Genomic DNA, 21,512 nt, shown 5'->3' on the forward strand with positions numbered 1-21,512 from the left:
ATCAAACCCCTTGTGCGTTCCAGCGTGCGTGAAGATTGCGACCATCCTGACTGAGCAGCGCGCCGTACATGTCCGGGCGCCGGTCACGGTAGATGCCCCAGCTCAGCCGTTCTTCGCGCATCGCATCGAGGTCGAGGCCGTGCACCAGCACGCCCGTGCTGTCGCGGTCGGCTTCGGCCAGCAACTTGCCCTTGTGATCGCTGATGAACGACGAACCGTAGAAGCTCATCTGCAGCGACGGATCGGTGCTCGCCACTTCGCGCCCGACCCGGTTGGCGGCCACCACCGGCAGCAGATTGGCGGCGGCATGGCCGCGCATGGTCATCTGCCAGTGGTCGCGGGAATCCAGTGCTGCACAGCCCGGCTCGGAACCAATGGCCGTGGGAAACAGCAGCACTTCAGCGCCCATCAACGCCAGACAACGCGCGGTCTCGGGAAACCACTGATCCCAGCAGATACCCACGCCGAGGCGACCGAACGCGGTGTCCCACACACGGAAACCGCTGTCGCCGGGGCTGAAATATTCCTTCTCCTGATAGCCAATGGCGTTGGGGATGTGGGTCTTGCGATACACCCCCGACAGACGACCATCAGCATCGGCCACGGTGAGCGAATTGAAATACGCATTGCCGGCCTGCTCGAACCAGCTCAGCGGCAGCACCACGCCCAGCTCTTTGGCCAGCGCGGCGAAGCGCTGCAGCACACGGCTGTCGCGATACTCCTCGGCCAGCGCCAGATGCTTGTGGCTCTGTTCGATGCAGAAATACGGCGTGGCGAACAGCTCCTGCAACAGGATCACCTGCGCGCCCTTCGCGGCCGCCTCACGCACCAGTTGCTCGGCTTGATCGAGGTTGCGCGGCAGATCCCAGGTGCACGGCATCTGGGTGGTGGCGATAGTCAAATGGCTCATCGCTCAACCCTCCACTGGCCAGGCGGGTTGCTGCTGGGTGATGCAATGCACCCCGCCGCCGCCATGGGCCAGATGATTGATACGCACCGGCACCACTTCGCGTCCGGGGAAGGCCTGCGCCAGCACTTTCGCCGCCGCCTCGTCGGCCTCGATGCCATAGGCCGGCATGATGATCGCGCCGTTGGCGATGTAAAAATTGGTGTACGAGGCGCAGAACACTTCGGCTTCGCTGTCCACCGCTTCACTGGCTTCGAATAGTTCGATCAGCTCGAACTTGCGCCCCTGCGCGTCGGTCGCCAGCTCCAATGCGCGGCGATTCTCCCGGGCCACTTCGGCGTACACCGAACTCTGGTCGTGGGTCGCATCCACCAGCAACACGCCGGGACGGGCGAAGGCGCAGACGCCATCGACGTGGCCGTCAGTCATGTCACCGGTGACGTAATCCGGATCGCCCGGCAGCCAGATGGTTTTCTTCACGCCAAGCAGACGGCTGAAAATCTCTTCCATTTCAGCCTTGCCAATCCCCGGGTTGCGATTGGGGTTGAGCAGCACCGATTCGGTGGTGATCAGCGTGCCTTCGCCATCGACATGGATCGCCCCGCCCTCGTTGCTCAGTGGCGTGCCGAAGCACTCCAGCCCCAGATGATTGAGCGCGCGCCGCGCCAGGCTCTCGTCCAGCTCATGCGCCGACTTGCCGCCCCAGGCGTTGAAGCGCCAGCTGACACCGGCCAGCCCTTGTTGCGGGTGGCAGACGAAGCTCGGGCCGGAGTCGCGGCACCAGCTGTCGTTGACCGCCAGCGGGATCAGTTCGATGTTCGGCCCGCACAGGGCTTTGGCGCTCGCTAGCGCCGACGGATCGACGACCATTTTCACCGGTTCGAAGCGGGCGATGGCGTTGGCGACCCGGGCGAAATCCTCTTGCACCTGCGGCAAGGTCACGCGCCAGCCCGACTCCCACAGCGCCTTGTTGTGCGGCCAGACCATCCACGTCGCCGCGTGCGTTACCCATTCGGCAGGCATCATCCAAGCGTTGTTGTTATTCTCGTTGCGCGGCATGACAAGCACCTCTCGATTAAGCCATTGTGTTCAATGGAAATTGCCGGGATTCGGCGTGAGATGAATGCTACGGCGCTGAAATCGCAGCAACAAACGATGGATTTAGCGCACAACTGATTAGAGGAACTTATCGATATGCTCAAGCACTGGCCGCCGCTCAGCTCCCTGCGCGGCTTCGAAGCGGCTGCGCGCCTCGGCAGTTTTCACAAGGCGGCCGATGAGTTGAGCCTTACTCAATCGGCGATCAGCCAGCAGATCCGCAGCCTTGAGGCGTACCTCGAACAACCGCTGTTCTTTCGTAGCGGCCGCAGCGTGTCGCTGACCGATGCCGGCCACGATCTGCTCAGCACCACCCAGGCGATGCTGCAGCAACTGGCGGTCGGCATCCGGCGTCTGGGCCAATATCAGAAACCCAATCAACTGGTGCTCAACACCACGCCAGCGTTCGCCCGGCACTGGCTGCTGCCGCGTCTGGCGGATTTTCGGCGCCAGCATCCGCAAGTCGATCTGTGGATTTTCAGCACCGACGAAGTGCCGGACATGGCCACGCAAACCATCGATCTGGCGGTGCGCGATGACATCAGCTCCCAGGCCGAATGCAGCTTCAAGGTGCTGCATGCCGACCGCCTGTTTCCGGCGTGTCATCCCGGCGTATTGGCGCAGCCCGCCACGCAACGCACGACCCTGCACGGTGAGCGGGAAATGGACTGGAGCCATTGGGCGGTGGAGGCCGGCGTCGATGTCGGGCAGCAGGATCAGGGGCTGAATTTTTCCGATCCGGGCTTGTTGCTGGACGCGGCGTGTTCAGGACTTGGGATTGCGCTGGTCAGCCAGTTGCTCAGCCGTCAGGCGCGGGACACGGGGTTGCTGCAACCGTTGGTGGAGCAAACCATTCGTGGCCCGAACTGGGCGCTGTTGACCCATCGTGACAGCGAGAATGACCCGATGGCGCGCAGCTTCACCGAGTGGCTGAGCACTCGGCTGGCAACGCCCGATCAATAATCTCAGACGACCGTGAGATAACCCGCACCGAGCCTGCCTTCCAGACGTCCGTACAGCAGGTAATGTTGATAACCACTGGTAAAGGCACCCGTGGAGATCGCGTTCTTGACGTCCTGATTCATCTGAAGATATTGCGCTTCGTCGAAATTCTCGGCACTGACTTCACCGTCGCGCCCAAGCTTGTCACTCGCGACTGGAAGGCCAATGGCGCTACGCTTGCGAAAATCGATGATGCGGTTGACTGCGTGAGCTTCCATTGCCCCCTGACTCGGGGTCATTGCGTAGTGGTGCAAGCCATTTGCTGCGCAACGATTGCACATATCGACGCAGTTTTCTTGAGTCGACTTGAGTCGAGTCAGTTGCGGCAAAGGCAGGTCCAGATACTTGCCGACCTGATATTCAGTCTGATTGAAAATACTGCAACACAGCACTGTATTTCCGTTGCAGTCCAGCACCAGCCAATCGTCCTTGAGCGAGCACGCCTTTTTAGGATAATGCCGAATCAGATTGACCAGATCGTCGTAAGGCGGCAACGCCAGCCTTTCCAGCGTTTTATGATCAACATCCGTGACAGAGACATCACGCTCGACAATCGCCAGGGTCTTCTCCAGCGGCATCATCACTGAATAACCGGTCGCGAATTTGAAACCCAGGCCTTCACTGAATTCGCGCATCAGCGCTTCTTCGTCGATGTTGTCCAGATAGCGGTGGTAGTAGACCTCGACCAGAGTATCCAGCCCCTCTCGTTGCTTGATCTCGTGCAACTTGAGCATGTTCTGTTTGACGACTTCGATGTCGCCACCCGCATGCCCTTTCTCGTAGGTTTCCTGGTAAAACCCAGAGAGAGAAATACGGAAAAACCATGGGTTGGCGAGCAACGCGACTTCCATGTTCTTGGCCAGATTCAGATTGGAACTGATACCGCAACGCAAGCCAGCGGCATTGACGATCTCGACAAACTCACCGATTCGCGGATGAATCAACGGCTCTGTCCAGTTATAAAGAAAAATCGATTTGACCCCCTCGACCCGGGCCTTCTCGACGATCTTCCTGAACATGTCGACTTGCATGGCTTTCTTGAAATTGACGTTTTCCGAGTTACCCATCGGGCACGAGGGGCAGCTCAAATTGCACGCACCCACAATATCGATGTACATATTCATGACGAATGAAACTCCTTGAGTGAATAGCGGTGCATCCAGAGCCGCCAGTGGCGGTATTCGCCGTCAAAGCGCTATTTATTTGACTGTCCTGGTTTGCGCTTCAGCAAGTTCCGGGCCATTGCCATGCAACGCCATCAACTCCATCACCCAATCGATAAAGACCCTGAGCTTTTGGCTGACATGCCGGTTCGGCGCGTATGCCACATAGAGCGGCATCGGCTCAAGTTGCCAGTCCTCGAACAGCGCCACCAACTCGCCCCGAGAATGATGTGCGTGCGCCATGTACCTGGGCAACCACAGCACACCCATGCCGGCCAGCCCTGCCGCAAGGTAGGCGTTGCCGTCATCCACGGCGAGCACGTGGCGGCCCTTGATCTGCAGGTGTTCGCTGCCGTTGTGCAAGGCGTAAGGCACCGGCTTGCCGGTGCGCGCCCAGAGAAATCCGACCACCCGATGATGCGAGTCTTCCAGCTCACGCGGGTGCTGCGGCGTACCGGCACGGGCCAGATAACTCGGCGCGGCGAAGACCCCAAGCTGAAGATCGGCAACCCGCCGCGCCATGAGTGACTGGTCGAGCAGTTCGCCGCCGCGCACCACGCAATCGACGTTCTCATCAATGATGTCGACGATCCGGTCGCTGACGCCCATATCGATCTGGATTTCCGGGTAGCGCTGGTGAAACATCGGCAGTGCCGGAATCAGAATCAGCCGTGCCAGCGGGCTCGGCACATCCACCCGCAAACGCCCCCTGGGCAGGGCCGACGCGCCGGTCAGGCTAGTTTCGGCATCGTCCATATCGGCCAACAGCCTGATCACCCGCTCGTAATAGATCGCGCCATCGGCCGTGACGTTGACCTTGCGCGTGGTGCGGTTGAGCAACTTGACCCGCAGCCGTGCTTCCAGCTGCTGGATGAGTTGGGTCACCGTAGTCTTGCTCATGTGCAAGGTCTCGGCAGCCTTGGTGAAACTGCCCGCCTCGACCACCCGGGCGAACGCCTGCATTGCATCGAAACGGTCCACTTTGCGCCCTCGGATTGTTTGGAATCTGCAAACAGTGAACGCCAAGCTTGCGCGTTTATCGCCACGGCGCAAGCCCCTACAGTCACTCCATCAACAACCACCAAACAATGATGGAGACACCCATGACCCAGCGCGACGTCGTTTTTCCGCCAGCCCGCCATGCGCTCTACGAGCGCCATCGTTATTCGCCGGCGATTCGTTCCAACGGTTTTCTGTTTGTCTCGGGGCAAGTCGGCAGCCGTGAAGATGGTTCGCCCGAGCCGGATCTGCAGAACCAGGTGCGCCTGGCGTTCAATAACCTCAATGCGATTCTCGATGCCGCCGGTTGCAGCTTTGCCGACGCGGTGGACGTCACGGTGTTCATGATCGATCCACAATCGACCTTCGAAACGATCTGGGAAGTGGTACCGGAGTTCTGGGGCAGCGCACCGTATCCGACGATTACCGCAGTCGGCGTGACCTGGCTGGCCGGGTTTCAGTTCGAGATCAAGGTGATCGCCAAAATCCCCGTGTAGGCGCTGCGGCACGCTGCAATCTTTTGATCTTCAATCGAAACGCAAAGATCGCAGCCTCGTTTCACTCGACAGCTCCTACAGGGTTTTGCGGGGTCACAGCGGCAGTGGGCTGCAGGAAATGTGGAGCAAAACATCACCGGACAAGCGCGCTGGCCTTTCACCGCACGCCTGCGTATAACCTCGCCGTTTCGTCTAACCTGATTGAGCGCCCGGTCGCGACACCTCGCGTCGTGGCGCTTAGAATGCGACGCTCATGAAACGGAGATTTCCATGCTCAAACGAACCCTGGCACTGACTGCTGGTCTGGCCCTGTCTTTTTCTGCTCTGGTGGCGCATGCCGCCGATGTGTTGCGGGTCAGCGCGATTCCTGACGAAGCCCCGACCGAATTGCTGCGCAAGTTCGAGCCGCTCGGTGCATACCTGGAGCAGCAGTTGGGCATGAAAGTGCAGTTCGTTCCCGTGGCGGACTATCCGGCGGTGGTTGAAGCGCTGGCGACCGACCGTCTCGACATGGCCTGGCTGGGCGGTTTCACTTTTGTTCAGGCACGCCTGAAGACCGACGCCACCACCCCGGTGATCCCGCTGGTGCAGCGCGAGCAGGATGCGCAGTTCACCAGCAAATTCATCACCGCCGACCCGAACGTGAAGAGCCTGGCCGACCTCAAGGGCAAGACCTTTGCCTTCGGCTCGGTGTCGTCGACGTCCGGCAGCCTGATGCCGCGTTACTTCATGCTGAAGAACGACAACATCAAGCCGGAAGCCTATTTCAGCCGCGTTGCCTACTCCGGCGCCCACGACGCCACCGTCGCCTGGGTCCAGGCCGGCAAGGTCGATGCCGGTGTCTTGAACGCCAGCGTCTGGCAGAAACTGGTGGACGCCGGCAAGGTCGATACCAGCAAGGTGCATGTGTTCGCCACCACCCCCGCTTACTTCGATTACAACTGGACCGTGCGCGGCACCCTTGACCCGGCGCTGGCGGCGAAGATCAAGAAAGCCTTCCTCGACCTCGACCCGGCCAACCCCGAGCAGAAGAAGATTCTGGATCTGCAGGCGGCCAGCCGCTTCATCGACACCAAGCCCGAAAACTACAAGGGCATCGAGGAAGCTGCTCGCGCTGCCGACCTGCTGAAATGACCCTGAGCCTTACACAAGCCCGTCTGCACCACACCAACGGGGTCGATGCGCTGCGTGGCGTCGACCTGCAGATTGGCGCCGGTGAGCAGGTGGCGATCATCGGTCCGTCCGGGGCCGGTAAATCCAGTCTGTTGAACCTGCTGGCCACCGCATTGCGCCCCAGCAGCGGTGAAATCGAGGTGCTGGGCGAACGCCCCTGGCACCTCTCCGCTCGTCAACGCCAACGCCTGCGTGCGCGCATCGGCCTGGTTCACCAAGCACCGCCGCTGCCGCCGCGCCAACGTGTAGTGACGGCGGTGCTGGCCGGTAAACTCGGGCAGTGGAGTTTGGGCAAGAGCCTGCTGAATCTGCTGCATCCCACGGACATTCCCGGCGCCCGTGCGGCCCTCGCCCGCCTGGATCTGGGCGACAAACTTTTCGCTTACTGCCAGCAATTGTCCGGTGGCCAATTGCAGCGCGTGGGCATTGCCCGGGTGCTGTATCAGGCACCGGAGATTCTGCTGGCGGACGAACCGGTGTCGGCGATGGACCCGGTGTTGGCCGGGCACACCCTGTCGATCCTCTCGCAGCATGCCCGGGCACATAACGTCACGCTGGTGGCGAGTCTGCACGCGGTGGAGCTGGCGCTGGCGCATTTTCCGCGGATCGTCGGTTTGCGCGACGGCCAGATCCTGTTCGACAGCCCTGCCGCACAGATCAGCCGCGAGATGCTTGATGCGCTGTACGCCAACGAGCAATTGCAAAGCCCGACGACGCCGAGTGCGCCGCTGATTGTGCAGATCCCGCGATGCTGAGGGCTGACTCACGCGACCCGGCCGCCGCGCCGCGATTATTGCTGACCCTGCTGGCGCTGGCCTTGCTGTGGCCGGGCATCCAGCTCAGCGAACTGGACCTGGGGGTGCTGCTGCACAGCGACAGCCAGACCGAAATGGGCCGTTTCATCTCCGGGTTCTGGCCACCGGCGCATGACCACGACTTTCTCCAGTTGCTGCTCAAGGCGACCCTGCAAACCCTGGCCATCGCCACCGCCGGCATGGCCCTGGCGCTGCTGCTGGCGGTGCCGGCCAGCCTGATTGCCAGCCGCGCGCTGTCGTTGTCTGCGGCGTCCCGCAGCGGCATTCCCAGTCGGCTCGGGCGCTTGCTGCGCTGGCCGGTGCGCGGGCTACTGATCTTCTTGCGCAGCGTGCCGGAAATCGTCTGGGCGCTGCTGTTCGTGCGTGCCGTGGGCCTCGGCCCGGCGGCCGGTGTGCTGGCGATCGCCATCACCTACAGCGGCATGCTCGGCAAGGTCTACGCGGAGATTTTCGAGTCCACCGACCAGCGTCCGGCACACGCCTTGATGCAGGCCGGTAGCGGACGGCTCGCGGCGTTCGCCTACGGGATTCTGCCGAATGTCGCGGCGGAGCTGCTGTCGTACACGGTGTATCGCTGGGAGTGCGCGATTCGGGCGTCGGTGGTGATGGGGTTTGTCGGCGCCGGTGGCCTCGGTCAGCAGATCGATCTGTCGCTGCGCATGTTCGCCAGCGGTGAAGTGGCAAGCATGTTGCTGACCTTCCTGATCCTGGTGCTCGGCGCCGACCAACTCAGCCGCCTGCTGCGTTGGAGGCTGACATGAATCGCCTGATCAATCTGTTGCTGGTGGTCGGCATTGGCGTCGCGGTCATCGCCTCGTTCGGTTACCTCGAACTCGACCTCGGTGAACTCGGCAGCGCCACCAGCCTCAAGCAGATGGGCGCCTACGCGCAGCGCTTTCTCAGCCCGGACCTGAGCGCCACGCACCTGCAGGCGATCCTCAAGGGCGCGCTGGAAACCCTCGCCATGTCGGCCCTCGGCACCCTGCTCGCGGCGGTGTTCGGCATCCTGCTCGCGCTGCCTGCCGCCGGTCGTTTCGGCTGGCCGCTGCAAAGCGCTTCGCGGCTGCTGCTCAACGGTCTGCGGGCGATTCCGGAACTGGTGTGGGCGGCGCTGATGGTGCTCGCCGCCGGCCTCGGCCCGAACGCCGGCACCCTGGCGCTGGCCCTGCACACCACCGGGGTGCTCGGCCGTTTGTTCGCCGAAGCGCTGGAAAACACCCCGCCGGAACCGGCCGAAGCGATCCGCTTGCAGGGCGGCAATCCGGTGCTCGCGTTCTGCTACGGCACCCTGCCCAACCTCGCTCCGCAATTGCTCGCGTATTGCCTGTATCGCTGGGAAAACAATATCCGCATGGCCAGTGTGCTGGGCTTCGTCGGTGCCGGTGGTTTGGGGCAGATGCTGTATGTCAGCCTCAGCCTGTTTCAGGAAGCGCAGGCGAGCACGGTGATTCTGGCGATGCTGATTCTGGTGCTGGGCGTGGATTCGCTGAGTGCGTGGAGCCGCCAGCGCTGGGTCAAGGCCTGACGGGCAAGCCTCACTGCCCCGTCGCCAACCGATACTGGCGTGGGGTGAATCCGGTCGATGCCTTGAACTGCCGGGTGAACGCGCTGTGGTCGGTATACCCGCACTGCAGCGCCACTTCGGTGATCGGCAAGTCGCCGTGCAACAGCCGATGTGCATGCTCAAGACGCACTTTCTGGATCATTTGGCGCGGCGTCAGGTGGAACACCCGCTTGCAGTAACGCTCCAGTTGCGCCACGGAAATCCCGGCGATGCGCGTCAGTTCGCTCAGGCTGACGCGCTGATTGAAATTCGCCCGGATGTACTCGTCCACCGCCGCCAGACGCTGATACGCCGGATGGGTTTCGCTGGCGGTTTGCAGGTCGACGGAAATTCCTGCCAGGCCGATGATCCGGTTGTCGCGGTCGTACAGCGGGCGCTTGTGGGTCAGGCACCAACCCGGTTCGCGGCTGCCGTACAGATGCAACTCCAGCTGGTCCTCCAGCACCAATCCCTCTTCCAGCACGCGCCGATCCTGCTCGGTGTAGCCCGGACCCAATTGCGCCGGAAACACCTCGGCGCTGGTCTTGCCCAGTAACGGTCGCAGGTCTTTCAAACCGCAGCGCTGCACCAGCGTCTGGTTGGCCATGACGTAGCGCGCCTGCAGATCCTTGATGAAGATCGCCGCGTTGGGAATCACGTCGAGCATGGGCAACAGCAGCGCCATGCTGGCGAGCAGGTCGTCGAGGCATTGCGGTCGGCTCGCTTCGTTGTGCTGGCTCAGGATCGCAAACGCGTTCTGCGGCATGACTGTCACTCCCCACTCTGCGCATTGGCTTGCGCGCAGATTGCCCGATGGCCGACAGCCTGTCGAGCCGGGCCTTTGCCGCTGGCCATTGTGCTGATTTCGTCATCGTCACCGGCAAAAAACATCAATCGCCCATCGCCTGATGAGTTCACTGTAGCGCCACTGCACGCCCCTCAAACAACCAACAAGAAGGCGACGCTATGACAGGCCAAGGCAAGTTCAAGAAACAACTTTCACTGATAGACCTCACGTTCATCGGGCTGGGCGCGATCTTCGGTTCGGGCTGGTTGTTCGCCGCCAGTCACGTGTCGGCCATCGCCGGCCCGGCGGGGATCTTTTCCTGGCTGCTCGGTGGTTTCGCCGTGTTGCTGCTGGGCATCGTCTACTGCGAATTGGGTGCCGCATTGCCGCGTGCCGGCGGTGTGGTGCGTTACCCGGTTTACTCCCACGGGCCGCTGCTCGGTTACCTGATGGGCTTCATCACGCTGATCGCGTTTTCCAGCCTGGTGGCGATCGAAGTGGTCGCCTCGCGGCAATATGCGGCAGCGTGGTTTCCCGAGTTGACCAGGGTCGGCTCCAGCGACCCGACCGTGCTTGGCTGGTTCGTGCAGTTCGGGCTGTTGTGCCTGTTTTTCCTGCTCAATTATCGCAGCGTGAAGACCTTCGCCATGGCCAACAATCTGGTCAGCGTGTTCAAGTTCATCGTGCCGCTGCTGGTGATCGGCGTGCTGTTCACCTTCTTCAAACCGGCGAATTTCGAAGTGCATGGCTTTGCACCGTTCGGCCTGTCCGGCATCGAAATGGCCGTGTCGGCCGGCGGGGTGATCTTCGCTTATCTGGGCCTGACGCCGATCATTTCCGTGGCCAGTGAAGTGAAGAACCCGCAACGCACGATTCCGATTGCGCTGATCCTGTCGGTGCTGCTGTCCACCGCGATCTACGTGCTGCTGCAAACCGCGTTCCTCGGCGGCATCCCGACCGAAATGCTCGCCAATGGCTGGGCCGGCGTCGCCAAGGAACTGGCTCTGCCGTATCGCGACATCGCGTTGGCACTGGGCGTCGGCTGGCTGGCGTATCTGGTGGTGGCCGATGCGGTGATCTCGCCCAGCGGTTGCGGCAACATCTACATGAATGCCACGCCGCGAGTGATCTACGGCTGGGCGCAAACCGGGACGTTCTTCAAGATCTTCACCCGCATCGATGAAAAATCCGGCATCCCGCGCCCGGCGCTGTGGCTGACCTTTGGCTTGTCGGTGTTCTGGACCCTGCCGTTCCCGTCGTGGGAAGCGCTGATCAACGTGGTCTCCGCCGCACTGGTATTGAGCTACGCCGTGGCCCCGGTGTCGGTGGCCGCACTGCGTCGCAATGCGCCGGACATGCCGCGTCCGTTCCGGGTCAAGGGCATGAGTGTGCTCGGGCCGCTGTCGTTCATCATCGCCGCGCTGATCGTCTACTGGTCGGGCTGGGGCACCGTGTCGTGGTTGCTTGGCCTGCAAATCCTGATGTTTGTCATCTACCTGTTGTGCGGGCGCATGGTGCCGACAGCGCACCTCAATCTGGGTCAGCAAGTGCGTTCTTCGGCGTGGCTGATCGGCTTCTACGCGGTGACCATCGTCCTCTCCAAACTCGGCAGTTTTGGCGGTGTCGGCGTGCTCAGCCATCCGTTCGATACGGTGATCGTCGCAGTCTGTGCACTGGGCATCTACTACTGGGGCGCCGCCACCGGCGTACCGGCACACCTGATTCGTCTGGAAACCGAGGACGACGAAAGCGAAGCCGCTGAATCCTCCACCCCTTCGGCCACGGGCCAGCGCCCGGCTCACGCCTGACCTTCACTCAAGGGACGAACCCATGAAACGACTGCATATCATCGATTCCCATACCGGCGGCGAACCGACGCGTCTGGTGATGAAGGGCTTCCCCGAGCTGCCCGGCAACAGCATCGCCGAAAAGCGCGATGCCCTGCGCGAAGGCCACGATCAATGGCGCCGCGCCTGTCTGCTGGAGCCGCGCGGCAACGACGTGCTGGTCGGCGCGCTGTACTGCGCGCCGGTCTCGCCGGACGCCACCTGCGGGGTGATTTTTTTCAACAACGCCGGCTACCTCGGCATGTGCGGCCACGGCACCATCGGCCTGGTCAATTCGCTGCATTACCTGGGCCGCATCGAACCGGGCGTGCACCAGATCGACACCCCGGTCGGCCCGGTCAGCGCCACCCTGCACGAGGACGGCGCGGTGACCCTGGGCAACGTTCCGGCCTGGCGCTACCGCAAACAGGTGCCGGTGGACGTGCCCGGCTACGGTCGCGTCTTCGGTGATATCGCCTGGGGCGGCAACTGGTTTTTCCTCGTCTCCGAGCACGGTCAGGACCTGCAGATGAGCAACGTCGAAGCCCTCACCGAGTACACCTGGGCGATGCTCAAGGCTCTCGAAGCCCAAGGCATCCACGGCGAGGACGGCGCGTTGATCGACCACGTCGAACTGTTTGCCGACGATGCCAATGCCGACAGCCGCAACTTCGTCATGTGCCCCGGCAAAGCCTACGACCGCTCGCCCTGCGGCACCGGCACCAGCGCCAAACTCGCCTGCCTCGCCGCCGACGGCAAACTCGCCGAAGGCCAGGTCTGGACGCAAGCGAGCATCACCGGCAGCCAGTTCGAAGGCCGCTTCGAATGGCACGGCGAGCGCGTACGCCCGTTCATTACCGGCCGCGCCTACATGACCGCCGACGCCACCCTGCTGATCGACGAGCAGGATCCTTTCGCGTGGGGCATCTGACCTGCCCCGCTTTTCTACCGATCCGAATGAATGTCCCGAGGAGCTACAACAATGAGCGATAACATCTTCACTGGCTGCATTCCCGCGCTGATGACCCCGTGCACCGCTGCACGCAAACCTGACTTCGACGCCCTGGTGGCCAAGGGCCGCGAGCTGATCGATATCGGCATGAGCGCAGTGGTTTACTGCGGCTCGATGGGTGACTGGCCGCTGCTGACCGAGGCCGAGCGTCAGGAAGGCGTGGCGCGGCTGGTGGCTGCTGGCGTACCGACCATCGTCGGCACCGGCGCGGTCAACAGCCGTGAAGCGGTGTCCCACGCCGCCCACGCCGCGAAAGTCGGCGCCCATGGCCTGATGGTGATTCCACGCGTGCTGTCCCGCGGCGCTTCGGCCACCGCACAAAAAGCCCACTTCGCCGCCATCCTCAAAGCCGCGCCCAACCTGCCGGCGGTGATCTACAACAGTCCTTACTACGGCTTCGCCACCCGCGCCGACCTGTTCTTCGAACTGCGCCGCGAGTACCCGAACCTGATCGGCTTCAAGGAGTTCGGTGGCGGCGCCGACTTGCGCTACGCCGCCGAAAACATCACCTCGCAGGACGATGCCGTGACCCTGATGGTCGGTGTCGATACGCAAGTGGTGCACGGTTTCGTCAACTGCAACGCCACCGGCGCGATCACCGGCATCGGCAACGCCCTGCCGCGCGAAGTGCTGCAATTGGTGGCGCTGAGCAAGCAAGCGGCCAAGGGCGATGCCAAGGCCCGGCGCCTGGCGCGCGAACTGGAAGCGGCGCTGGCGGTGCTGTCGTCGTTCGATGAAGGCTGTGATCTGGTGCTGTATTACAAGCACCTGATGGTGCTCAACGGCGACCGCGAATACGCCCTGCATTTCAACGAAACCGACGCCTTGAGCGATGCCCAGCGTCGTTACGCCGAGACTCAGTACGCGCTGTTCCGCCAGTGGTACAAAAACTGGTCCGCCGAACAGAACCTCGCCTGACCGCAGTCCCTGCCCCGGCGTGATGCCGGGGCTTCACCTCTTTTATCAAGGAAGCGTCATGACTCTGACAGGCCACATGTTGATCGGCGGCCAAGCCATCGCCGGCAGCCGTGAAGCGATCCGTGCGATCAATCCCGCCACCGACGCACTGCTGGAACCGGCCTATGCCGGTGGCAGCAGCGAGCATGTCGAACAGGCCTGCGCACTGGCGTGGCAAGCCTTTGATTGTTATCGCGAGACCTCCCTCGACGCTCGCGCCGAATTTCTCGAAACCATCGCCAATGAGATCGAAGCCCTTGGCGATGCGCTGATCGACCGTGCCGTGGCCGAAACCGGCCTGCCACGCGCTCGCATTCAAGGCGAACGTGGACGCACCTGCGGGCAATTGCGCACCTTTGCCCGCACCGTGCGCGCCGGCGAATGGCTGGATGTGCGGGTCGACCAATCACAACCCCAACGTCAGCCACTGCCACGTTCTGATCTGCGCCAGCGGCAGATCGCGTTGGGGCCAGTGGCCGTATTCGGCGCCAGCAACTTTCCGCTGGCGTTCTCGGTGGCGGGCGGCGACACCGCTTCGGCGCTGGCCGCCGGTTGCCCGGTGATCGTCAAGGCGCACAGCGCGCATCCCGGCACCAGTGAACTGGTGGGCCAGGCGCTGACTCGCGCGGTGGAAAAATCCGCTTTGCCTAAAGGCGTGTTTTCGCTGCTGTTCGGTTCCGGCAACGAGGTCGGCATTGCGTTGGTCAGCGATTGGCGCATCAAGGCTGTGGGCTTCACCGGATCGCGCAGTGGCGGCCTCGCCTTGAGCAAAGCCGCACAAGCGCGACCTGAACCGATTCCGGTGTATGCGGAAATGAGTTCGATCAATCCGGTGTTGTTGTTTCCCGCAGCGCTTGCCGCACGTGGTGAAGCGTTGGCGCAGGGCTTTGTCGCCTCGCTGACTCAGGGCGCCGGGCAGTTCTGCACCAATCCCGGGCTGGTCATCGCTCGCCAAGGGCCGACGCTGGACGGTTTCATTGCCGCTGCCGCCGAAGGGGTCCAGGGCACCCCGGCGCAGACCATGCTCACGCCGGGGATTTTCCGCGCCTATGCAAGCGCCGTCGCCGCGTTGGCCGAACATCCTCAGGCGCAACGCGTGGCCATCGGTCTAGCGGCTGAAGGCCCGAACCAGTGTCAGGCGCAATTGTTCGTGACCCAGGCGCAGGACTTTCTCGCTGACGCACGCCTGCAAGGTGAAATCTTTGGTGCAGCATCACTGATCGTACAGTGCGCCAACGACGATGAAATCCGTCAGGTCTGCGAGCACCTCGAAGGCCAGTTGACCGCCACCCTGCAGCTGGATGACGCCGATCTGGATCGCGCCCGGGCCTTGTTGCCGACACTGGAACGCAAGGCCGGACGTCTGCTGGTCAACGGCTGGCCGACCGGGGTCGAGGTCTGTGATGCGATGGTGCATGGCGGGCCGTTTCCGGCCACGTCGGATTCGCGCAGCACCTCGGTCGGCACGGCGGCGATCCTGCGTTTCCTGCGGCCGGTGTGTTATCAGGATTTTCCCGACAGCCTGCTGCCGCCGCCGCTGAAACAGGCGAATCCGCTGCAGTTACGGCGCTTGCTCGACGGTCAGAGGGAAGCCTGAACATGCCCGACAACCTCACAGCGGACAACGCCGATATCGCGGTGATCGGCGCCGGCATCATCGGTGTCGCCTGCGCCCTGCAACTGGCGCGTCAGGGTAAACGGGTGGTGGTCATCGACAAGCAACCGCCCGGTCATGGCGCCTCGTTCGGCAACGCCGGGCACTTGGCCACCGAGCAGGTGTTTCCGATTGCCGACGCGTCGATCCTCAAGCGTCTGCCGGCGATGCTGATGGACCCGATGGGGCCGCTGCGCCTGGACTGGAAGTACATGCCGCGCGCTGTGCCGTGGTTCAGCCGATTGCTGCTGAACCTGCGCCCGGCGCCGTTCCAGCGCACCGTGGCCGGCCTGCGTGCGCTCAACGAAAGCAGCCTCGACGCCTGGAAGCGCCTGCTGCACAGCATCGCCCGCCCCGACCTGCTCAAGGAGGACGGCTCGCTGCTGGTGTTCGAGCGCGCCGAGTCGCGACCCGCCATCGACGCCTTGCAGGCGCGCATGCGTCAGCAGCAGGTACCGGTGGACTTCTGGTCGGCCAGCGTCGTGCGAGAAAGCGCGCCGCAGCTCAGCGAACAGATTCAAGGCGGATTGTTCTACCCGCGCACCGGGCATTTTCTCGACCCGTATCAGGTGGTGTGTGAACTGGTGAGCGCCGCCAAAACGGCCGGTGTGCGGTTCTTCCAGCAGGAGGTTCAGAGCGGCCAGTTGCAGGCGCATGGCGTGTCGCTGCTCACCGATCGTGGGCGTTTCACCGCGCGGCAGGTGCTGATCGCCTGTGGCGCGCATTCGGCCAAGCTCACCGCGGCGCTGACCGGTAAACGCGTGCCGCTGGACACCGAGCGCGGCTATCACCTGATGCTGCCCCACGAACACGCGCGCCTGCCGTTCGCGGTCACGTCGCTGGAGCGCAAGTTCATCATGACGCCAATGACCGGCGGCCTGCGCCTGGCCGGTACGGTGGAGTTCGCCGGCCTGCAGCGCCCGCCGTTCATGGAGCGCGCCTGGCAACTGCATCGCTTGAGCAAGGGCTTGTTCCGCCATGATTTGAACGCTGAAAACGCGACGCCGTGGATGGGCTTTCGTCCGTCGCTGCCGGATTCGCTGCCGATCATCGACAAGGTCTGCGACGGCAAGGTGCTGCTCGCGTTCGGGCATCAGCATCTGGGGCTGACGCAGGCGGCGGTGACTGCTGAGATGATTGCTCAGTTGACATCTCCCTCGACCAGTTCCGGCGTGCCGACGATGGATGCTTATCGATTGGGTCGTTTCTGAGATATCGATGAAACGTTTTTGGTTTCATACTGAGCGCCGATCTTGGCCCCGCGCATATGGAACCGACTATGACTTCATCAATGGATACCCCCGAGCCGCAAGCGATCTGCAACCCGATCACCAGCAGCGCGATCTTCATCGTCGCCACGCTGCTGCCCGGCAGCGACGCCGCCAGTCAGGTGCGCGGCTGGTGCGGTGACATCGCCGCCCTCACCCGCTCGGTCGGCAAACGCGTGCCCAACGGCAACCTGTCGTGCGTCTGCGGTTTCAGCGCCAGCGCCTGGGACGCCCTGTTCGGCAGCCCGCGCCCGGCGTCGCTGCATCCATTCCGTGAGTTCGGCGTCGAGGGCCGCCGTGCCGTGGCCACCCCCGGCGACATCCTGCTGCACATCCGTGCCGATCAGATGGATCTGTGTTTCGAACTGGCGACCCAGTTGTGCAGCGCACTCAATGGCGCGATCACCGTGGTGGATGAGGTGCAGGGTTTCCGCTACTTCGACATGCGCAGCATCATCGGTTTCGTTGATGGCACCGAGAATCCGGTGGGCCGCAAGGCAGATCACTTCACCCTGATCGGCAACGAAGACCCGGCGTTCGAATCCGGAAGTTATGTGCTGGTGCAGAAGTACCTGCACAAGATGGAGGCGTGGAACGCCTTGAGCGTCGAAGCTCAGGAGAAGGTGATCGGCCGCACCAAGCTGGCCGACATCGAACTCGGTGAGGAGGTCAAGCCGAGCAACTCCCACAGCGCCCTGACCACCATTACCAAAGACGGCCAGGAGCAGAAGATCCTGCGCGACAACATGCCGTTCGGCCGCCCGGGGGCTGGCGAGTTCGGCACCTATTTCATCGGTTACGCGCGTTCGCCGGAACCGATCGAGCAGATGCTGGAGAACATGTTTGTCGGCAAACCCGTCGGCAACTACGACCGTTTGCTGGACTTCAGCACCGCAGTCACCGGGGGTCTGTTCTTTGTGCCGTCAGCCGACTTGCTCGAAGACCTCGCGGAGCGCGAGCCCGAGCAGGCGTGACACCGTAGCGCCACGCCCGCCCGTCACTCAGTGTGGCGCGCGCGGGATGGTTTTCAGCAGGTCTTCCGGGCTGATGTGGCCAACCACGCTGCCCGGTTGCGGCATGTTGAGGATGTGGCCTTTCATCTTGCCGATGATGTGCATCTCGCACGGCTTGCAGTCGAACTTCAGGGTCAGCACTTCGTCGCCGTGAATCAGCTGCATCGGCGCGACCTTGGTGCGCACACCGGTTACACCCTTGGCCTGTTTCGGACACAGGTTGAACGAGAAACGCAGGCAGTGTTTGGTGATCATCACCGGCACTTCACCGGCCTCTTCGTGCGCCTCGTAGGCCGCATCAATCAGCTTCACGCCATGACGGTGATAGAAGTCGCGGGCCTTCTGGTTATAGACGTTGGCCAGGAACGACAGGTGCGACTCCGGGTACACCGGCGGCGGCGTGGTTTCGGCCTTGCGGCTGCCACGCGGGTGCGCTGCGACACGGGCGGCAGTCAGCGCTTCGATGACTTCACGGCGCAACGCCTTGAGCTGCGAGTTCGGGATGAAGAACGCCTGCGGCGCATCGAGCTTGATGTCGGTGGCGTGGTACTGGGTGGTACCGAGCTGGCCGAGCAGATCCTGCAATTGCTCCAGCGCCTGTTCCGGCTTGTTGGCCACACCGAACGGGCCGTTCAGGGTCACGCTGGCGCTGATCCCCTCTTCACTGGTCGCAGTCACTTCCAGCTGTTCTTCACGCAGACGTGCGAACCAGCTCAATGCGATACGACGCTCGGCAGAAGTCTTCTGCAGCGCCTGTTGCCAGTTGTGGTCGAGGTTGCGATTGAGCGGATGATTCGGCCGCAGCTTGTACAGGCCTTCGGGCATTTCGTTCGGTTCGACGCGGTAGCGATAGCGCTTCTCGCCGTCCTCTTCGAACTCGCCTTTTGGCTCGGCGATGTTGGCGCGGAAACCCACGACTTCACGCTTGACCAGCACGTTGAGGCCATCGCCGTTGGACAGCGGCTCCTGAGTCACCACCTGGATGTCACGCTTGCCGACTTTCTCGACGGTGCCCACTGGCAGACCGGTGAAGGTCGGCGAGTCGAACGCGCCGATGTCGATCTTGCGATCGGTGACAAAGTAGTCGGTGCTGCCACGGTGGAAAGTCTTTTCCGGGTCCGGCAGGAAGAAGTGCGCGGTGCGGCCGCTGGAAGCGCGGGCCAGGTCCGGGCGGTCTTCGAGCACGTCATCGAGGCGCTGGCGGTAATAGGCGGTGATGTTCTTCACATAGCCCATGTCCTTGTAGCGACCTTCGATCTTGAACGAGCGCACACCGGCCTCGACCAGCGCGCGGATGTTGGCGCTCTGGTTGTTGTCCTTCATCGACAGCAGGTGTTTTTCGTAGGCGATCACCCCACCCTTTTCGTCTTTCAGGGTGTACGGCAAACGGCAGGCCTGCGAGCAGTCGCCACGGTTGGCACTGCGCCCGGTCTGCGCGTGAGAAATGTTGCATTGCCCGGAGAACGCTACGCACAGTGCGCCGTGGATGAAGAATTCGATGGCGGCATCGGTTTCGTCGGCGATGGCGCGGATTTCTTTGAGGTTCAGCTCACGGGCCAATACCAGTTGCGAGAAACCGGCCTGGTCGAGGAACTTCGCCCGCTCCAGCGTGCGGATGTCAGTCTGGGTACTGGCATGCAGCTCGATCGGCGGAATGTCCAGTTCCATCACGCCCAGATCCTGGACGATCAGCGCGTCGACACCGGCGTCGTACAACTGGTGGATCAGCTTGCGCGCCGGCTCCAGTTCGTTGTCGTGCAGGATGGTGTTGATGGTGGTGAAAATGCGCGCGTGATAACGGCGGGCAAACTCCACCAGCTCGGCGATTTCGCTCACCTCGTTGCAGGCGTTGTGGCGCGCGCCGAAGCTCGGGCCACCGATGTACACGGCGTCGGCGCCGTGCAGGATCGCCTCGCGGGCAATCGCCACGTCACGGGCGGGGCTGAGCAATTCCAGATGATGCTTGGGCAAGGACATAGTTTTTTTAGTCAGGCGGTCACGGTTAAGGCGCGCATTGTAGCCGCGAATCGACTGAGCGGCACGCCTGTGCTGCCAAGTGGCAACTGCGCCCGGCCCCGTGAACACCGCAAATCCTGTGGGAGCTGGCTTGCCAGCGATGACGATGGATCAGTCGACATTGATGTTGGCTGTGCTGACGCCATCGCTGGCAAGCCAGCTCCCACAGTTTTTTACCGCAGGATCAGGCCTTGGCGGCCATCGCGGTGACTTCCACGCGCATGCCTTCCACCGCCAGCGACGCCACGCCCACCGCGGCGCGCACCGGCCATGGTTTGGCGAAGAAGCGTTTGTAGACTTCGTTGAACGCCGCGCGATCGGCCATGTCGGTGAGGTAGATGGTGAGGTGCATCACGCGATCCATCGAGCTGCCCGCCCGCTCCAGCGCCACTTTCAGCGCCTGCAGCGTGCATTCGCTTTGCAGGGTGATGTCGCCCAGCTCCAGGCTGCCGTCGGCGCGGGTCGGGATCTGGGTCGAAACCAGAATGCCGTTGAAACCGACAACGTCGGAGGAAATCGAATCCGCATCCGGATCAGGGGTGAAGCTGAGGTCTTGATTAGCCATGAAAGTCTCTTGTCTGGAGAGATTGAGGGTCGCCGGCCAGCAACGCGCCGGGACTTTCGCGCGGGCAGTTTACATCAGTCCCCCGCTCCGGCTCAGGCAACTGTCAGCCCCAGCCACAAATCGCGCGCATAAAAAAACGCCAGCCCTTTCGGACTGGCGTTTTTTCTGAATATGGCAGGGGCGGCTGGATTCGAACCAACGCATGGCAGGATCAAAACCTGCTGCCTTACCGCTTGGCGACGCCCCTGTATCTCAAGCTCTGTAACAAGCTCTGCGAGAATGGGCCGCAATTTACCAAGCTTTTTTTGATCTGGGAAGCCCTGAGTGCAAAAAAATTTGTTTTAAAACAGCCAGTTATTTCTGAGCCGAGGCAAACGCCACGATTCACTTCGACAAATTCAGCGCAATCGCCTCGCGAATCAGCGCTTGCAAGGCCTGTTCATCGACCTTGTCACCCTCATGAAAATCAATCGCCCGGCGGGTGTTGCCCTCAAGGCTGGCGTTGAACAATCCCGCCGGATCGGCCAACGCTGCGCCCTGGGCGAAGGTCATTTTCACCGCCGCCTTGTAAGTCTCCCCGGTGCAAATGATCCCGCCCCGTGACCACACCGGAACACCGCGCCACTTCCACTCCTCCACCACCTTGGGATCAGCCTGGTGCATGACTTTGCGAATCTCGCCGAGGATGGCGCCGCGCCAATCGTCCAGTTCGGCGATTCGAGCGTCGATGAGTGCCGAGGCGTCGGTGGGTGGTATTTCGGATTTCATGGCAAGTGTTCTCTTCGATGTGGTTTACAAGCCGATTTGCTTGAGCCCCTCACGCATCCCTTGATCCGCTTGCTCGCACCATTGCTTGAGGCTCAGATCCGGCGGCAGGTTGCCTTGCAGACTCTTGTATTGACCGTCGGCCAACACTTCGCCTTTGCGACCGAGACTTTCGTTCTTGTCGCCATCAGCCTTGTCGAACGCGCCCGGCATATTCGCAACGAACGCCACCATCTTGTTGGCGTTTTCCGTGCTGTCCGCTTTCAGGTAGCCTTTGTCGACGCAATGCTTGATCAGGCCCGACATGTTGCGCCCCGTGTCGTACATGCCTTTCAGGGTAGCGGGATCTGGCGCGTCTGCGCGGGCCAGAGCGCAGAGGCCGAAAGTGGCGGTCAGTGCAAGGATCACAGCAGTGTTTTTCATGCTCATTTCCCAGATTTCCAGTGAAACTT

At 62.3% G+C, this 21,512-nt stretch carries 21 protein-coding genes and 1 tRNA gene; 12 read left to right on the top strand and 10 right to left on the bottom strand.

Annotated features, from left to right (window positions below):
- Window position 1: 1 nt before the first annotated feature.
- Entirely contained in the window at window positions 2-910 is a 909-nt protein-coding gene (aguB, locus tag ABV589_RS02275; RefSeq protein WP_329697819.1) for an N-carbamoylputrescine amidase, read from the bottom strand.
- A gap of 3 nt (window positions 911-913) precedes the next feature.
- Window positions 914-1,966: an agmatine deiminase family protein gene (locus tag ABV589_RS02280; RefSeq protein WP_367084692.1), complete on the bottom strand. Its 1,053-nt coding sequence runs from the start codon at window positions 1,964-1,966 to the stop codon at window positions 914-916.
- A gap of 135 nt (window positions 1,967-2,101) precedes the next feature.
- Here ABV589_RS02280 and ABV589_RS02285 point away from each other — a divergent pair, with 135 nt between their 5' ends.
- On the top strand, window positions 2,102-2,968 hold the full coding sequence (locus ABV589_RS02285; RefSeq protein ID WP_367084693.1) for a LysR substrate-binding domain-containing protein: 867 nt from the start codon (window positions 2,102-2,104) through the stop codon (window positions 2,966-2,968).
- A gap of 2 nt (window positions 2,969-2,970) precedes the next feature.
- Here ABV589_RS02285 and ABV589_RS02290 read toward each other — a convergent pair whose 3' ends face one another.
- Both ABV589_RS02290 and ABV589_RS02295 read right to left on the bottom strand, forming a co-directional pair.
- The gene (locus tag ABV589_RS02290) at window positions 2,971-4,131 is read right to left on the bottom strand and encodes a radical SAM protein (protein ID WP_367084694.1); all 1,161 of its coding nucleotides are present in this window, start codon (window positions 4,129-4,131) and stop codon (window positions 2,971-2,973) included.
- 75 nt (window positions 4,132-4,206) lie between these two features.
- A complete protein-coding gene (locus tag ABV589_RS02295) occupies window positions 4,207-5,151 on the bottom strand; it encodes a LysR substrate-binding domain-containing protein (protein WP_367084695.1) in 945 nt (314 codons plus the stop codon).
- 122 nt (window positions 5,152-5,273) lie between these two features.
- On the opposite strand from ABV589_RS02295, the gene ABV589_RS02300 reads away from it, so the two are divergent.
- From ABV589_RS02300 to phnE, 5 genes are all read left to right on the top strand, one after another.
- Window positions 5,274-5,666 carry a RidA family protein gene (locus ABV589_RS02300; RefSeq protein WP_367084696.1) on the top strand — a complete coding sequence of 131 codons (393 nt, stop codon included), beginning with the start codon at window positions 5,274-5,276 and terminating at the stop codon, window positions 5,664-5,666.
- A 270-nt stretch (window positions 5,667-5,936) separates the two neighbouring features.
- Window positions 5,937-6,800, top strand: a complete 864-nt coding sequence (locus ABV589_RS02305; RefSeq protein ID WP_041072554.1) for a putative selenate ABC transporter substrate-binding protein — start codon at window positions 5,937-5,939, stop codon at window positions 6,798-6,800.
- Window positions 6,797-7,594: an ATP-binding cassette domain-containing protein gene (locus ABV589_RS02310; protein WP_367084697.1), complete on the top strand. Its 798-nt coding sequence runs from the start codon at window positions 6,797-6,799 to the stop codon at window positions 7,592-7,594. The genes ABV589_RS02305 and ABV589_RS02310 overlap by 4 nt, the downstream gene beginning before the upstream one ends.
- Window positions 7,588-8,415, top strand: coding sequence for an ABC transporter permease subunit (locus ABV589_RS02315; RefSeq protein ID WP_367084698.1), 828 nt, complete (start codon window positions 7,588-7,590; stop codon window positions 8,413-8,415). The genes ABV589_RS02310 and ABV589_RS02315 overlap by 7 nt, the downstream gene beginning before the upstream one ends.
- Entirely contained in the window at window positions 8,412-9,179 is a 768-nt protein-coding gene (gene phnE, locus ABV589_RS02320; protein ID WP_123588076.1) for a phosphonate ABC transporter, permease protein PhnE, read from the top strand. The genes ABV589_RS02315 and phnE overlap by 4 nt, the downstream gene beginning before the upstream one ends.
- Before the next feature lie 10 nt (window positions 9,180-9,189).
- On the opposite strand, the gene ABV589_RS02325 is transcribed toward phnE, so the two are convergent.
- The gene (locus ABV589_RS02325; RefSeq protein ID WP_367084699.1) at window positions 9,190-9,963 is read right to left on the bottom strand and encodes an AraC family transcriptional regulator; all 774 of its coding nucleotides are present in this window, start codon (window positions 9,961-9,963) and stop codon (window positions 9,190-9,192) included.
- 200 nt (window positions 9,964-10,163) lie between these two features.
- Here ABV589_RS02325 and ABV589_RS02330 point away from each other — a divergent pair, with 200 nt between their 5' ends.
- From ABV589_RS02330 to ABV589_RS02355, 6 genes are all read left to right on the top strand, one after another.
- Window positions 10,164-11,792: an APC family permease gene (locus ABV589_RS02330; RefSeq protein ID WP_367084700.1), complete on the top strand. Its 1,629-nt coding sequence runs from the start codon at window positions 10,164-10,166 to the stop codon at window positions 11,790-11,792.
- A 22-nt stretch (window positions 11,793-11,814) separates the two neighbouring features.
- Window positions 11,815-12,741: a 4-hydroxyproline epimerase gene (locus ABV589_RS02335; protein ID WP_367084701.1), complete on the top strand. Its 927-nt coding sequence runs from the start codon at window positions 11,815-11,817 to the stop codon at window positions 12,739-12,741.
- 51 nt (window positions 12,742-12,792) lie between these two features.
- Window positions 12,793-13,740: a dihydrodipicolinate synthase family protein gene (locus ABV589_RS02340; RefSeq protein ID WP_367084702.1), complete on the top strand. Its 948-nt coding sequence runs from the start codon at window positions 12,793-12,795 to the stop codon at window positions 13,738-13,740.
- A gap of 58 nt (window positions 13,741-13,798) precedes the next feature.
- Window positions 13,799-15,376, top strand: coding sequence for an aldehyde dehydrogenase (NADP(+)) (locus ABV589_RS02345; RefSeq protein WP_367084703.1), 1,578 nt, complete (start codon window positions 13,799-13,801; stop codon window positions 15,374-15,376).
- A 2-nt stretch (window positions 15,377-15,378) separates the two neighbouring features.
- Window positions 15,379-16,644 (top strand): FAD-dependent oxidoreductase, encoded by a 1,266-nt coding sequence (locus tag ABV589_RS02350; protein ID WP_367084704.1) that lies wholly within the window; start codon window positions 15,379-15,381, stop codon window positions 16,642-16,644.
- Window positions 16,645-16,712: 68 nt separating this feature from the next.
- Window positions 16,713-17,675, top strand: coding sequence for a Dyp-type peroxidase (locus ABV589_RS02355; RefSeq protein WP_367084705.1), 963 nt, complete (start codon window positions 16,713-16,715; stop codon window positions 17,673-17,675).
- 27 nt (window positions 17,676-17,702) lie between these two features.
- Here the strand turns inward: ABV589_RS02355 and ABV589_RS02360 are convergent, their stop codons facing one another.
- The 5 genes from ABV589_RS02360 to ABV589_RS02380 form a co-directional block, all read right to left on the bottom strand.
- On the bottom strand, window positions 17,703-19,691 hold the full coding sequence (locus tag ABV589_RS02360) for a U32 family peptidase (protein WP_367084706.1): 1,989 nt from the start codon (window positions 19,689-19,691) through the stop codon (window positions 17,703-17,705).
- A 223-nt stretch (window positions 19,692-19,914) separates the two neighbouring features.
- Window positions 19,915-20,295: a RidA family protein gene (locus ABV589_RS02365; protein WP_003224376.1), complete on the bottom strand. Its 381-nt coding sequence runs from the start codon at window positions 20,293-20,295 to the stop codon at window positions 19,915-19,917.
- Window positions 20,296-20,467: 172 nt separating this feature from the next.
- Window positions 20,468-20,542, bottom strand: a tRNA-Gln gene (locus tag ABV589_RS02370).
- A 137-nt stretch (window positions 20,543-20,679) separates the two neighbouring features.
- Entirely contained in the window at window positions 20,680-21,063 is a 384-nt protein-coding gene (locus tag ABV589_RS02375; protein ID WP_367084707.1) for a DUF1801 domain-containing protein, read from the bottom strand.
- A gap of 24 nt (window positions 21,064-21,087) precedes the next feature.
- Window positions 21,088-21,483 carry a hypothetical protein gene (locus ABV589_RS02380; RefSeq protein ID WP_367084708.1) on the bottom strand — a complete coding sequence of 132 codons (396 nt, stop codon included), beginning with the start codon at window positions 21,481-21,483 and terminating at the stop codon, window positions 21,088-21,090.
- Window positions 21,484-21,512: the final 29 nt, after the last annotated feature.

Source organism: Pseudomonas sp. HOU2 (genome assembly GCF_040729435.1).
GTDB lineage: Bacteria > Pseudomonadota > Gammaproteobacteria > Pseudomonadales > Pseudomonadaceae > Aquipseudomonas.